Origin of the sequence: Enterococcus diestrammenae (assembly GCF_049384045.1) — a bacterium.
Classification (GTDB): domain Bacteria; phylum Bacillota; class Bacilli; order Lactobacillales; family Enterococcaceae; genus Enterococcus_C; species Enterococcus_C diestrammenae.
Genome location: NZ_JBMRGR010000010.1, coordinates 1 through 14,657 on the forward strand (window position 1 = coordinate 1; position 14,657 = coordinate 14,657).

General features: G+C 44.0%; 13 protein-coding genes. 11 read left to right on the plus strand and 2 right to left on the minus strand.

What is annotated here, in order from left to right:
• Positions 1–545: 545 nt before the first annotated feature.
• From ACO03U_RS08145 to ACO03U_RS08175, 7 genes are all read left to right on the plus strand, one after another.
• Complete coding sequence (locus tag ACO03U_RS08145; protein WP_204686871.1) at positions 546–1,058, plus strand: GNAT family N-acetyltransferase; 513 nt, start codon at positions 546–548, stop codon at positions 1,056–1,058.
• 177 nt (positions 1,059–1,235) lie between these two features.
• Entirely contained in the window at positions 1,236–2,552 is a 1,317-nt protein-coding gene (gene obgE / locus ACO03U_RS08150) for a GTPase ObgE (protein WP_270789458.1), read from the plus strand.
• 299 nt (positions 2,553–2,851) lie between these two features.
• Positions 2,852–3,448 carry a DUF1269 domain-containing protein gene (locus ACO03U_RS08155; RefSeq protein ID WP_161870448.1) on the plus strand — a complete coding sequence of 199 codons (597 nt, stop codon included), beginning with the start codon at positions 2,852–2,854 and terminating at the stop codon, positions 3,446–3,448.
• A gap of 148 nt (positions 3,449–3,596) precedes the next feature.
• Positions 3,597–4,520, plus strand: a complete 924-nt coding sequence (rnz, locus tag ACO03U_RS08160; RefSeq protein WP_161870447.1) for a ribonuclease Z — start codon at positions 3,597–3,599, stop codon at positions 4,518–4,520.
• A 44-nt stretch (positions 4,521–4,564) separates the two neighbouring features.
• On the plus strand, positions 4,565–5,356 hold the full coding sequence (locus ACO03U_RS08165) for an SDR family NAD(P)-dependent oxidoreductase (protein ID WP_204686872.1): 792 nt from the start codon (positions 4,565–4,567) through the stop codon (positions 5,354–5,356).
• Positions 5,357–5,553: 197 nt separating this feature from the next.
• Positions 5,554–7,857 carry a single-stranded-DNA-specific exonuclease RecJ gene (recJ, locus tag ACO03U_RS08170; protein WP_204686873.1) on the plus strand — a complete coding sequence of 768 codons (2,304 nt, stop codon included), beginning with the start codon at positions 5,554–5,556 and terminating at the stop codon, positions 7,855–7,857.
• Positions 7,858–7,969: 112 nt separating this feature from the next.
• Entirely contained in the window at positions 7,970–8,482 is a 513-nt protein-coding gene (locus tag ACO03U_RS08175) for an adenine phosphoribosyltransferase (protein WP_161870444.1), read from the plus strand.
• Positions 8,483–8,810: 328 nt separating this feature from the next.
• Here the strand turns inward: ACO03U_RS08175 and ACO03U_RS08180 are convergent, their stop codons facing one another.
• Together ACO03U_RS08180 and lexA are read right to left on the minus strand one after the other, a co-directional pair.
• Positions 8,811–9,011, minus strand: a complete 201-nt coding sequence (locus ACO03U_RS08180) for a hypothetical protein (RefSeq protein ID WP_161870443.1) — start codon at positions 9,009–9,011, stop codon at positions 8,811–8,813.
• A 120-nt stretch (positions 9,012–9,131) separates the two neighbouring features.
• Positions 9,132–9,755: a transcriptional repressor LexA gene (gene lexA, locus ACO03U_RS08185; RefSeq protein WP_161870442.1), complete on the minus strand. Its 624-nt coding sequence runs from the start codon at positions 9,753–9,755 to the stop codon at positions 9,132–9,134.
• Positions 9,756–10,048: 293 nt separating this feature from the next.
• On the opposite strand from lexA, the gene ACO03U_RS08190 reads away from it, so the two are divergent.
• From ACO03U_RS08190 to cysK, 4 genes are all read left to right on the plus strand, one after another.
• Positions 10,049–10,291: a DUF896 family protein gene (locus tag ACO03U_RS08190; protein ID WP_161870441.1), complete on the plus strand. Its 243-nt coding sequence runs from the start codon at positions 10,049–10,051 to the stop codon at positions 10,289–10,291.
• Positions 10,292–10,378: 87 nt separating this feature from the next.
• Positions 10,379–12,370 (plus strand): transketolase, encoded by a 1,992-nt coding sequence (tkt, locus tag ACO03U_RS08195; RefSeq protein ID WP_204686874.1) that lies wholly within the window; start codon positions 10,379–10,381, stop codon positions 12,368–12,370.
• 206 nt (positions 12,371–12,576) lie between these two features.
• Positions 12,577–13,491, plus strand: coding sequence for a glucosaminidase domain-containing protein (locus ACO03U_RS08200; protein WP_161870439.1), 915 nt, complete (start codon positions 12,577–12,579; stop codon positions 13,489–13,491).
• A 176-nt stretch (positions 13,492–13,667) separates the two neighbouring features.
• The gene (cysK, locus tag ACO03U_RS08205; RefSeq protein ID WP_204686875.1) at positions 13,668–14,597 is read left to right on the plus strand and encodes a cysteine synthase A; all 930 of its coding nucleotides are present in this window, start codon (positions 13,668–13,670) and stop codon (positions 14,595–14,597) included.
• Positions 14,598–14,657: the final 60 nt, after the last annotated feature.

Consider the following 14,657-nt stretch of genomic DNA (forward strand, 5'->3'; position numbering starts at 1 on the left):
CCGCCGTATACGGAACCGTACGTACGGTGGTGTGAGAGGTCGGTGAGGGAATTAATCTCTCATCTCCTACTCGATTGATGAAGTGGTTATGGTAAACTGTAGATAAAGACTAGCTCTGGGATTGTGAGCAGGCGGAGAAAGACAAGGAACGAAGGACAAATTCTGACTTGCTTGATTCGTTTTTAAGAAATTGCTTAGACAGGAAAAATCTGGGAAAGATGGTTTAGCTCAAGAGTCTTATCAGAAATTATCAGCAACGACCAAAGAGTTATTCACGCTTATGACGGCGCTTCCCGAAGCCTTTATGGAAGTAGATGAAGACGATGCTACACCCAAAGTGGCTAGTCGTAGTGTCGTTTTTAATCCAAGGGGAACTACTATCTATTAGTGGAAGAAAGAGCTGGATCCAAGGTTTGTGCCAAACTGTGAATCGCAGTCAATGACATGGTAAAACAGGCGTATCCTAATCGAGGGCGTTTGCTTCCCATAAACAGCCTTTTGCCACACAATGTGACTAAAACAGATTATTTCAAAGGAGACAGAAAATGTTACAGATTAAACCGATGGACCAGCAGGAAGCCGAGGAATATCTGCGCTGGTCCTATGCTGAACCCTATGATTTTTACAATACACCTGTAGCTAGTTTCAGCGAATGCTTGACTGCCATCCTAGATCCGACTAGTGGAGCAGATTTCTATGCTGTTTATCGCGAGGGCAGCTATTTTGGTATTTTTAGTTATAAAATTAACGGCCAGAGTCTTGAGTTAGGGCTGGGGATGCGCCCAGAGGAATGTGGCAAACATCAAGGGGCGCTTTTTACAGCGTTGGGGGTGGCTTTCGCTCGAAGTCAGTTACGACATGGAGGAAAGATTTGGTTACGAGTGGCGGATTTTAATCAACGAGCTATTCGTGCTTACGACACTGCAGGGTTTACCGAAGTGGAGCAACAACTAGCTTTAAGCTGGGATCGTCTGGTGAATTTCATCCATATGGAACTAACCGATGAAGAAAAACTGCAAAGGCAATTGTCAGCTGAGCAGGATAACAAGCCTCTGTGAAAAGGGTCTTGCTGGCTTGGCGTGCCCTAAAAAATCAAAAATAACATGAAAATGAAGTGAAAATAATCTTTTTTTAAGTGTTAACCCCCTTCTTGGGAATGGACAAACCTTATTTTCACCGTTACAATAAGAAAGACGTTTTGCTATAGTTTTGTGAAAAGAAATGGAGGACAAATGATGTCCATGTTTTTAGATCAGGTAACCATTGATGTCAAAGCCGGAAAAGGCGGCGATGGCATGGTAGCCTTCCGACGGGAAAAATATGTACCAGACGGCGGTCCTGCCGGTGGTGACGGTGGTCGCGGTGGCGATGTTGTTTTAATGGTTGAAGAAGGGTTACGGACCTTGATGGATTTCCGCTACAATCGACATTTTCGTGCGCAAGCTGGCGAAAATGGGATGAGTAAAGGCATGCATGGCCGGGGTTCAGAGGATACGTTTGTTAAAGTGCCACCTGGGACGACTGTACGGGATGCTGAAACGGGCGTTTTGCTAGGAGATTTGGTCGAAAATGGCCAGACCTTAGTCGTAGCAAAAGGCGGTCGTGGCGGTCGCGGCAATATTCGCTTTGCTTCTCCGCGGAACCCAGCACCAGAAATTGCTGAAAATGGCGAACCAGGACAAGAACGGCGCATTGAATTAGAGTTGAAGGTGTTGGCAGATGTCGGTTTAGTTGGCTTTCCTTCAGTAGGGAAATCCACCTTACTTTCAGTGATTTCTGCCGCCCGACCTAAGATTGGAGCCTACCACTTTACGACTCTAGTGCCCAACCTAGGAATGGTAACAACCACCGATCACCGCAGTTTTGTTGTGGCTGACTTACCTGGCTTGATTGAAGGTGCCTCTCAAGGTGTCGGATTAGGTACACAGTTTTTGCGTCATATTGAACGAACCCGTGTCATTTTGCATGTCATCGATATGAGTGGGATGGAAGGTCGGGATCCTTATGAGGATTATCTTGCCATCAACAAAGAACTAGGGGAACACAATTTGCGTTTGTTGGAACGGCCACAGATTATTGTTGCCAACAAGATGGATATGCCCGATGCTGAGGAAAACCTTGCTCGTTTTAAAGCCGAGCTAGCCAAAGAGAAAACCGATGAATTTGCAGAGGATATTCCGATTTTTGGCATTTCTGCAGTTACTCGGAAAGGCTTGGACAGTCTCCTAAATGCGACTGCTGATCTACTGGAAACGACACCAGAATTTCCGCTGTATGAAGATGAACCGAAAGAAGAAGAGGCTGTTTTCTATGGCTTTACTTCTGATGAACCAGAATTTACGATTGACCGGGAACCAGATGCGACTTGGGTCTTAAGCGGACCGAAGATTGAAAAACTCTTCCAAATGACCAATTTCGATCATGATGAAACGGTGATGCGATTTGCTCGTCAATTACGAGGCATGGGCGTGGATGAAGCGTTGCGAGCTCGCGGTGCCAAAGACGGTGATATCGTCCGAATCGGTAAATTTGAATTTGAGTTTGTTGAGTAATTGTTAGTAACTTTCAAATTGAACTTCCTACTTTGATCGTAGGAGGTTCTTTTTTTGAGGGCTACTGGTTCACGATCCGTTGAAATTTAGAGATGAAAAGTAGCGAAAGACAAGTAGGCAAGGGCAAATCAGGTTCAAGCAATTATTCAAGAAAACCTTTAGTCCCTGGACCAGCCTGTTTTTTGCTAACTTTTCTTATTTACAGAGTAGGAATCTTTTTAATCTGATCCAAAACTTGCTAAAATGCTAGTAACAGGAAGATTTTAGCAAGTTAGTTTTTAAAACAGGAGGAATGCAGGATGACAAAACGAGTAATCGTCATGAATTTTGAAGTGGAATCACAAGCGTATCAAGGATTTTCTCAGTTGAAACAACTAGTTGCTCAAGGAAAGCTACGAGGGGAACAAATGGCTGTGGTGACCCATTCTGATGATGGTCAACACAAATTTAAAGTGGAAGATTTCATCGATTTCACCGGCAGCAATAAAACCTCAACTGGTGGTCTAATCGGCATGTTGGTAGGGATTTTAATGGGGCCTTTAACGATGTTATTAGGTTGGGTTGGCGGCAGTATGATTGGGGCGACCCAAGACGCGAAAGAAATCAAAAATGCCCGCAATATTTTTGAATTTCTGGTCAGTGATATTCGTGCTGGCCAAACAGGGTTGATTTTGATTGCTGAAGAAGAGGACAATCGTCCAATCAATGAAATCATCATCAATCAATTGCGGGGAGGTATTTCCCGCTTTGATTATGACGAGGTAGAGGCTGAGATTGCCAAGGCGAAACAAGTGGAAGAAGATACCAAAAGCAAAGCTCAAGAAGCGTGGCAAGATCAGCACGCCACGGATGAAGAGACTGACTCGCAAAACTCAACAGATAATGGAAAAGCCTGACATTTCCCCTTTAATAATGCTATACTGGAAAAATGGTGTGTCCTTATTTCTAAGTATTTTCTCGTGACACGCATTGAAATATCAGGGAAAGTGATGGAAATCAGGGACTAACCCTCTTTAGCACAGAAAGTCAGGAGTAACAATAGATATGGAAATCGAATTTTTAGGAACTGGTGCTGGGGTGCCCGCGAAGCATCGCAACGTCACCAGTATTGCTTTAAAACTATTAGACGAGCGTAATGGCATTTGGCTATTTGATTGTGGGGAAGGTACGCAAATGCAGATTTTGCGTACCAATATTCGTCCCCGTAAAATTGAGAAAATTTTTATTACCCATTTACACGGCGATCATCTTTTTGGTCTACCGGGACTATTATCCAGTCGTTCCTTTCAAGGAGGAACCGAACCATTAGCGATTTATGGTCCGAAAGGTGTGCGGGAGTTTGTCCAGACGGCTTTACGGATTTCCCAAACCCGCTTGTCTTATACTATTCACTACCATGAAGTGTCTGATGGGCTGGTTTTTGAGGATCAACAAGCTAGCGTCTATTGTGAAAAATTGGATCATGGTGTCGACAGTTTCGGCTATCGGGTTGTTGAAGCCGATCATGAAGGAGAGTTGCAAGTAGCGAAACTACAAGCTCTAGGAATCAAGCCTGGCCCGCTTTATGGCAAGCTAAAACAAGGATTGGCGGTTACTTTGTCTGACGGACGGGTGATTCAGGGGCGAGATTTCGTTGGGGAAAAACGCAAAGGACGGGTCGTTACGATTTTAGGTGATACTCGTTATACACCAGCTTCGGTGCGGCTGGCTGCAAACGCCGATGTGTTGGTTCACGAAAGCACCTTCAATAAAGATGAAACCAAGATGGCAAAAGCCTATTTTCATTCCACGACACAACAAGCAGCTGCCGTGGCCAAAGAAGCGGGGGTCAACCAACTGTTGTTAACCCATATTTCCGCTCGCTATTTAGCCAAAGATGTATTGCAGTTAGAAAAAGAAGCCCAAGAAGTGTTTGCGAATACGCGTATTGTGAAAGATTTTGACATTATTGACGTTCCTTTCAGCTGATGATGCTGATTTTAGCAAAAAAATGCAGGAAAAGAGTGAGAGCAATGGATTTGACGAATAAAGTCGTATTGGTGACAGGTGGTTCAGCCGGCCTAGGGGAGCAGATTTGCTATGCTGCTGCCAAAAAAGGGGCCATCGTCGTCACCTGTGCCCGGCGCATCAACCTCATTGGGCAAGTAAAAGAAACTTGCGCACAGCTCAGTGGGAAACCAGCGTTTGCTTTTCAACTGGATATTGCTGATCCCACTAGTGTTGCTAGCCTCTTAGATAAAGTTGCCACTGAGGTCGGGCCAGTCGATATTTTAGTGAACAATGCTGGATTTGGTATTTTCGAAAATTTCGTTGACTTTCAGATGACGGATGTTTATAAAATGTTTGAAGTGAACTTATTAGGGATGATGGTGCTTACCCAGCGGATCGTCATCGATATGTTGGCACAAAAACGTTCTGGACAGATTATCAATGTTGCTTCGATGGCTGGGAAGATGGCAACTCCGAAATCAACTATTTACTCGGCAACCAAATTTGCGGTTTTAGGGTTTTCCAATGCCTTACGTTTGGAATTAAAACCGGCTGGTATCCAGGTGACGACCGTCAATCCTGGACCGGTGGCTACGGAATTTTTCGACAAGGCGGATCCATCTGGCAATTATTTAGATGCCATGGGAAATCATGTGCTTGATCCGGTGAAACTAGCAGAACGAATCGTTCGTAGTATGGAATGGCCGAAGCGGGAAATCAACGCTCCTGGTTATCTGGAAGTCGCTGCTCGTTTTTACACCTTGTTCCCTCAGATTGGTGATTTCTTAGCGGGTGGTCTCTTCAATAAAAAATAATCCGGCATTTTTGGCTAACTGGCTTAAACACAGGTTCATCAGCTACTATTGCTTGCGTCTTCTAGACAAAAAGTTCTAGTAAAAGTTGGTGAACCTGTGTTTTTACTTAAATTTACCTAGCAAACAAAGATTTTCCACTTTGTTTCTTTTCAGATTTTCTTGCCTTTGCTATAATCATACAGTTGGGAGTGATTTTCGTGCATCAGGCAAAAAATCAATGGAAGTTTCCGGAGAGCCCCGTCTTGACTGACGAGTTTCGTAAGTTAATCCAGGAACGTGGCTTATCTGAAGCGATTGCTAAGCTTTTATGGCAGCGAAATATTCGGGAACCGGAAGCGCTAGAACTTTTTTTGAATCCACAATTAACTGATCTTTATGATCCTTTTTTATTTTACGATATGGATAAAGTCGTGGTTCGTCTCCAACAAGCGATTGCAGACGGGGAACGGATTTTAGTCTATGGTGATTACGATGCGGACGGTATTACCAGTTCGACGGTGATGAAAGAAGCGCTAGAATTGATGGGGGCTGACGTTACCGTTTACTTACCGAATCGCTTCACTGATGGCTATGGCCCTAATCTGGATGTCTATCACCAACAGATTGAAAGTGGAATCCAGCTGATTGTCACGGTAGACAATGGTGTTTCCGGACATGCAGCAATCGATTTTGCCAATAGCCAAGGGGTGGATGTCATCGTCACAGACCACCACGAGTTGCCAGCAGAATTACCAAATGCGTATGGCATTATTCATCCTCGCCATCCAAAAGGGCAGTATCCGTTTGGAGATTTGGCAGGCGTCGGGGTTGCGTTCAAAGTTGCTTGTGCCTTACTAGATGAGGTGCCACTAGAGTTTATGGATTTAGCAGCTATTGGAACGATTGCAGACATGGTTTCTTTGACCGATGAAAATCGCGTCATGGTATCGATTGGTCTTCAAATGATCAAACAGACGGAGCGCATCGGTCTACAAGAGCTGTTTCGAGCAGCCCAAAGTAAAATTACCGATGTCGATGAAACGATGATCGGTTTTGCAATCAGCCCTCGTCTAAATGCCGTTGGTCGATTAGGAGATCCCAATCCGGCCGTGACTTTACTGACTACTTTTGATGAAGAGGAAGCTCGCCAGTTGGCCGGTAGTTTAAATACGATCAACGAAGAGCGCAAAGCTTTAGTTGCAGCCATCACTGAGGAAGTTATGGGGATGCTGGATCCCAATAGTCCAATCCACCTAGTCGCTGGTCACAATTGGCATGAGGGGGTATTGGGGATTGTAGCGGGACGAATTCTTCGGAGTACCGGAAAGCCAGCCATTGTTTTGACGATTAAAGAAGATGGAATTTGTAAAGGCTCTGGTCGTAGTATTGAAGCCTTGAATCTTTACCAGATGTTAGATGGCATGCGGGATTTATTTACAAGTTTTGGTGGACACCATGCGGCGGTTGGGTTGAGTTTGCCTCAAGAAAATTTGGCTGAGTTAAAACAGCGCATGGTTGACTATCTCGATGAGCAGAAGCTAGATTTGACGACTGGTGAGGAATTGCTTATTGATGGTGAGGTAAAAGTCACTGATATTACCTTACCGTTTATTGAAAGCCTCGCTGTGTTAGCGCCATTTGGAACGGATAATCCCTTGCCTCGCTTTGCTTTGAAAGCGACAGGAACGACTGTTTTACGACAAATAGGCGCCAATCAGCAACACTTGAAGATGGCGGTAGTCGATGATTCATCAGCAGATGCTTTGGATGTCATAGGCTTTGACTTTGGCTCTGAAATAGAGGAATTTAAGGGTGAAGCCTTCACCCTGGTAGGGGAATTTGCCATCAATGAATGGAACGGGGTCAAAAAACCGCAGATGCAGCTAGTGGATTTCCAAGTCACCGGCCTACAGTTATTTGATTTCCGAGGCAAAAAAAATGTCCGGCTCTTTAATCCTACAAAGGCAACCTTGTTGTTGGCCTTCAATCGTTTGAGTCGGTCGTTAGATAGTCAGTTTGGCGAAAGTATTTATCGCTATCGTGGAGCGGAACAGTTGCAGCAAACCTTGACTGCGGATAATTATCAGGAAATTGCCTTTCTCGATTGTCCAGAAGATCCTACCTTGATTAAAGAGGTCCTGCAGCAAGCACAAATCAATCGGGTGATGTTCGTCTTAGAAGCGCATGATGATGCGTATTTAGATGGGATTGGGACTCGGGAGCAATACGCTCGTCTTTTTAAACTAATTGCGGCACAACCCCGCTTAGATATTCGCAACAAATTACCAGAAATCGCGGGATATTTACATTTACCACCAAAATTATTGATTTTCATGATTCAGGTGTTTTTTGATCTGAAATTTGTTACAATAAGCGATGGTGTTTTGCAACGAGAGCCCACTGCTGAGAAAAAAGCATTGGAATCCAGCAAATTATATGCATCTCGCTTGAAAAAGATAAAAAGTGAAGAATTTTTATTGTTGTCAGATCTTGGCACATTAAAGGCTTGGTTGACGAACTAGGTTTGCTGATAGGGAGGATTCCTTTGATTATAGAAAGGGATTCATCAGATGACTTTCAAACACAGTAACTTATAGCGAAGACTGTTTTTCACACATCATAGGAGGAAACAAGATGGATTTAAGAGATTATGTCGCAAGCATTGCTGATTACCCACAAAAAGGGATTGTCTTCCGCGACATTTCCCCGCTCATGGCCAATGGTGAGGCCTACCGGGAAGCTACAAAGCAAATCGTGGATTATGCAGCAGAAAAAAGTATTGATATGGTAGTGGGGCCGGAAGCACGAGGTTTTATCGTGGGCTGTCCTGTGGCGTATGAATTGGGAGTCGGTTTTGCGCCAGTCCGCAAACCAGGGAAGTTGCCACGAGAAACCATCTCAGTATCCTATGAGTTGGAATATGGCACAGATACCTTGACCTTACATGCCGATGCCATCAAACCGGGACAACGAGTCTTGGTTTGTGATGATTTATTGGCTACTGGTGGTACCGTCAAAGCGACCATTGATCTAGTTGAAAAACTGGGGGGTATCGTTGTCGGTTGTGCCTTCTTAATCGAGCTAAAAGACTTGCATGGCCGTGATAAAATTGCCAATTACGAAATCTTAACCTTGATGGATTACTAATGATAAAAGGTACTGACAATTTTGGTTGCAGTACCTTTTTTATTGCTTTGAAAACGAATAGATTAAAACTTAAAAACACGCTTTTTCTGTCATGTTGTTGTGTGCTGGACATGACTTCATGAACTTTAAAGAAGAGCCTGCTAGTCTTAAATACAAAAGCACATACATTTCACTAAAACAAAGTTTGCCACTATCCGAGAAAATCTCCGGAAATGTGCTCATTTTGTTTTCCGATTTTACCAAGTTCATCTGATAATAGCCAAACGAATAGGAGCTCTTGCCTTTAACTGGCAACAGCTCCTATTTGTTCCTGTTTCTATTTATCAATTTACTTGTGACTAGGATAGCTGACAGATTGGCGGCTCTGACGGCGTTGGGCTTGGCGAATCTGTTTATCATCCCACAAGGTAAACCATAAGAAGAAGAGGGGAACAAAAATCATGGCTGCCAGCTCGACTCCATATGTGACCACCACATAGCTAATGACTAATCCTAATCCCACTAAAGCAACATTTCGAATTCCATTCATTTTCTTCACCTCATCTAAGTTATACGAACAAATGTTTGTATAGTTATTATACGAATGTTTGTTCGGTTTGTAAAGCAAAAAAAGAAATCTTCAAGCAAAAAGTTGAAGATCTCCTAGAAATCAACCAACGTGGCTGCGGTAAAGACCAACTACTTGGCCTAAAATCGTCACGTTTGGCAAAATGATGGGATCCATAAAATCATTTTCAGGTTGCAAACGGACATGGTCAGATTCACGGAAAAATCGTTTGCAAGTAGCTTCATTTTCATCGGTCATGGCAATGACGACATCCCCATTTTGGGCATCCCGTTGTTGTCGTACGATGACTTGGTCACCATCTAAAATACCGATATTGATCATGCTTTCACCACGAATAGTCAACATAAACAGACTACCAATATCGTTACTCAAATTTGGTGGAATGGGGAAAAAGTCAGAAGCTTCTTCCACGGCGAGGATTGGCTCACCAGCAGTGACCACACCTAGCACAGGCATATTTTCAGATTTGATGCCAATTAAGTCCAACCCGGCTTGCGTTAATTCAATCGCTCGGGGTTTAGTTGGATCTCGTTGGAGTAGTCCTTTTTTTTCGAGTCGGGAAAGGTGCCCATGGACGGTAGAAGTGGAAGACAGGTGGACAGCTTCACCGATTTCTCGTACGGTTGGGGGATAGCCTTTTTCTGTGACTCGTTCATGTATGAAGCGCAAGATCTCCTCTTGGCGGGAGTCTGTTCGTTTCGCCATGATTACACCTACTTTCTTTACTATGCTAAGTGTACCATACGTAAAAAGCGAAATCAAACAAATGTTCGCTTGTTGGCGAAATTTGTTCGCTAGTTGTTCCCTTGGCAAAAATTTGGCAACTTTAATGAGGGGAGAAGGTTTCTTAGCCATTTGATTGGTGAATTTGTACTGTAATTTTTGCCGGCTTTAGTTTATGATAGAGGAGGTGAAACGGGGAATCGAGGCGATTAACAATCCTTCGTTTCATTTGGAATCGTATTGAATCCATTTCACAATGGTAAGGAGGCAAGCCAATGCTGTCAGCAGAAAAAATGGCACGAATCAACGAATTGGGTCGCAAAAAAAAGAGTGGCACGTTAACCGCTGCTGAAGAAAAAGAACAGATTCTTCTACGACAGGAGTACTTAGAAGCTTTCCGCTCAGGGATGCGCCACCATATTGAAGGTATGAAAGTAGTAGATCCTGAAGGCAACGATGTGACACCGGAGAAGCTCAAGCAAATTCAAAAAGAAAAAGGTCTCCATGATCGCAAATAGCTTTTTAAGAAGGCTTAGATTCCTTCTTTGCAAAACAAAAAAATAAAGGTATAATATACCTAAATAAAGATACAGGAGGATTTCGTATTGTTTGATAAAGTCGACCAGCTGGGGGTCAATACCCTGCGTACACTAAGTATTGAAGCAATTCAAAAAGCCAATTCAGGCCACCCTGGCTTACCAATGGGGGCAGCACCAATGGCTTACGCATTGTGGACACGTCATTTGAAAATCAACCCGCTAACTTCTCGTAATTGGGTCGATCGGGATCGTTTTGTGTTATCAGCAGGCCATGGTTCTGCTTTGCTGTACAGTTTGTTACATTGTGCTGGCTATCAAGTAACCATCGATGATTTGAAAGGCTTCCGCCAATGGGGCAGTAAAACCCCTGGACACCCAGAAGTAGATCATACCGATGGCGTTGAAGCAACAACAGGACCTTTAGGACAAGGGATTGCTATGGCTGTAGGGATGGCAATGTCTGAAGCTCATTTGGCAGCAAAATACAATCGTCCTGAGTTTCCAGTGATGGATCACTACACGTTTGCTTTGTGTGGTGATGGCGACTTAATGGAAGGTGTTTCTCAAGAAGCGTGTTCCATGGCCGGTCATATGAAATTAAATAAATTAGTCGTGTTGTATGATTCAAATGATATTTCTTTAGATGGTCCGACTTCCATGTCCTTTACAGAAAATGTTGGTCAACGTTTTGAAGCATACGGATGGCAACATATTTTGGTAGAAGATGGTAACGACTTAGAAGCTATCTCCAAAGCTATCGAGGAAGCTAAAGCTGAAACCGACAAACCAAGCTTGATTGAAGTGAAGACCATCATCGGGTTTGGTGCACCAAATGAAGGTACCAATAAGGTTCATGGGGCTCCACTAGGCGCAGAAGGTTTGGAAATTGCGAAAAAAGCATATGGCTGGGATTACCCAGAGTTTACAGTTCCAGAAGAAGCGGCTGCTCGTTTTAAAGAAGCCATTATTGATCGTGGTTCAAAAGAAGAAGCAGCTTGGGAAGATATGTTTGCTCATTATAGCAAAGAATACCCAGAGCTGGCTAACGAGTTAAAAGACGCATTTGCTAACAAGTTGCCTGAAAACTGGGATGAAGCTTTACCAGTTTATGAAGAAGGTTCAAGTCAGGCTAGTCGGGTTTCTAGCAAGGAAATGATTCAAGCAATTTCCAAGGCGGTTCCAAGTTTCTGGGGTGGTTCGGCAGATTTATCTTCTTCTAACAATACGATGGTAGCCGACGAGAAAGCCTTTGAACCAGGAAATTACGATGGTCGTAATATTTGGTTTGGTGTGCGAGAATTCGCCATGGCAGCAGCGATGAACGGTATCCAACTTCATGGTGGAACTCATGTTTATGGCGGAACTTTCTTCGTGTTTACTGACTATTTGCGTCCAGCTGTCCGTCTATCAGCTATCCAAAATATCCCTGTGACTTACGTTTTGACTCATGATTCTGTGGCTGTCGGTGAAGATGGACCAACCCACGAACCAATCGAGCAATTGGCGAGCCTTCGTTGTATGCCAAATGTGCACGTGATCCGTCCAGCTGATGGAAATGAAACCCGTGCCGCTTGGAAAGTAGCTATGAACTCTCAGAAGACACCAACTGTCTTGGTCTTAAGTCGTCAAAACTTGCCAGTCTTACCGAATACGGCAACCGATGCGGATGAAAATGTGGCTAAAGGTGGGTATGTCTTGTCTCCAGCAAAAGAGACGGCCGCAGGGATTCTAATTGCGACGGGTTCTGAAGTCGGTCTAGCTTACCAAGCACAACAAGCGTTGGCTGAAGAGGGAATCGATGTAGCCGTGGTTTCTATTCCAAGCTTCGACTTATTCCAAGCGCAATCGCCAGAATATATCGAATCTGTCTTGCCTAAAGCTGTAACCAAGCGGGTAGCTATCGAAGCTGGTGCCTCCTTTGGTTGGGAAAAATATGTAGGCGATGCTGGAAAAATCATCGCGATTGATCACTTTGGTGCCTCCGCTCCTGGAGACAAAGTTTTAGCAGAGTTTGGCTTCACAGTCGAAAATGTCGTAAAAACTTTTAAAAGTCTTTAATTAAACGTCGCTTTAATAAAGAAGCCCAATTGCTTTAAACAGCGGGGCTTCTTTATTTTGTCTTAGTCGAATAGTCAGAAAAAATAAGCCGAGCGAGGGCTTTCACTTGTTCTTTTCCTGCGAGATACGTATAATAATGAAAGCATGAATAAATGACGTTATTCAAAAGGCTCTAAAAAAACTGGAGCTGAAAACAGGAGGAACCCATGAAAAGTTATCAGACACGGATTGAACGACGCAACGCAAGAAAAGCTGAAAAACAAGCACTTGCGAAAAAAGCAGTGACAGTGGTGGGTACTAGTGTCGCAGTCGTACCAGTCTTAGGTGGCGTTATCCCTGGTCAACAAGCAGAAGCCAGTGAATACAACTACCAACAACCAAGTGCTGCCCAAAACCTTATCGCGCAAATTGGACCAGTTGCCAGCCAGATTGCTGATGCGAATGATTTATACGCATCTGTGATGATTGCCCAAGCTTTGTTGGAAAGTGGCAATGGTGGCTCAGGCTTATCTCAGGCACCGTATTATAATTTGTTTGGGGTCAAAGGAACTTACAATGGTCAAGCGGTTTACATGCCAACTTTAGAATATCTCAACGGCCAATGGGTGACGATGAACGAGCCCTTCCGTCAATACAACTCTTACTGGGAGTCCATGCAAGACCATGCCGATGTTTTGCGAGGCACAAGCTTTGCGACAGGGGTCTCCCATTACTCTGGGACATGGAAAAGCAATACCACTAGCTATCTAGATGCTACGGCCTATTTAACTGGTCGTTATGCGACAGATCCTGGCTATGCTGGCAAACTAAACTATTTGATCTCGGCATATAATTTGACACAATACGACACACCAAGCTGGAGTCAACCCACAACAGCCACGAGCCAAACTACCACTAGTGATGTTTCATACGAAGAAACCTCTTATGAAAGTACCGAAACTACAGCGACAGAAACCACCGCGACGGCGACTGCTTCTACTAGCGGTGAAGTATATACAGTTGTTTCCGGTGATACTTTATGGGACATTGCCAGTGCATATGGGATTACAGTGGATCAATTGATGGAAAATAATGGGCTAACCAGTGATGCTATTTCTGTAGGACAACAATTAGCAGTATAATTAGGTCAATTCACTAACGATAAAAAGTTTCAGGGCTGCCAATGCCTTGAAACTTTTTTTACTTCAATTCGACATGAACCTCGCGAGAAAAGGGAATACTGGCATAAATCTTGGGAATTCGTTATGATAACTATAGATAAAAAACGAGTTGTCATTAAAAGAGGAGGAAATAGCGAATGAGTATTCATGAATCAATTTTAGCAACAATCGGTCAGACTCCCGTAGTGAAGTTAAACAACCTCGTTCCGGCAGGGGCGGCGGATGTTTATGTAAAATTGGAATTTTTCAATCCCGGGGGTTCTGTAAAAGACCGGATTGCCTTAGGGATGATTGAAGCTGCGGAAAAAGCTGGCAAGCTAAAATCTGGTGATACCATCATAGAACCCACTTCTGGCAATACAGGAATTGGTTTGTCTTCGGTGGGGGCCGCTAAAGGCTATAAAGTGGTGATCGTCATGCCGGACACCATGAGTATTGAACGACGTAAATTAATGCAAGCTTATGGTGCAGAGCTGATTTTAACGCCGGGTGCGGAGGGAATTGGCGGTTCCATCAAAAAAGCTGAAACATTAGCTGCTGAGAAGGGCTGGTTCTTGCCTTTGCAATTTGAAAACCCGGTGAATCCCCTCGTTCACGAAGAGACAACTGGTCAAGAGATTGTAGCGGACTTTAATGAACTTGGGTTGGACGCCTTCGTGGCAGGAATTGGGACTGGGGGCACTCTCAGCGGCGTGGGACATGTATTGCGAAAGGCGTTTCCTGAGATTAAAATTTATGGAGTAGAACCTGCTGAGTCAGCTGTTTTAGAAGGTGGTAAACCCGGCCCCCATAAAATCCAAGGAATTGGGACGGGTTTTGTACCGAAAACGTTGGACACTAAGGTATACGATGAAGTGATTGCCATCAAAGGGGAGGACGCCTTGACTTGGGGACGCAAAGTCGGTATGGAAGAAGGCTTTTTAGTTGGTATTTCGGCCGGCGCAGCTATTTTGGCTGCAGTTGAAGTCGCTCAAAAGCTTGGTGCGGGCAAGAAAGTCTTAGCAATTGTACCCGACAATGGGGAGCGCTATCTGTCTACAGCCTTGTATCAGTTTGACAAAGAATAGCCTTTTGATTGCAAATTATTGAGGTTTTTTTGCATTTCATTAAATCAGCTAGAATTTTCA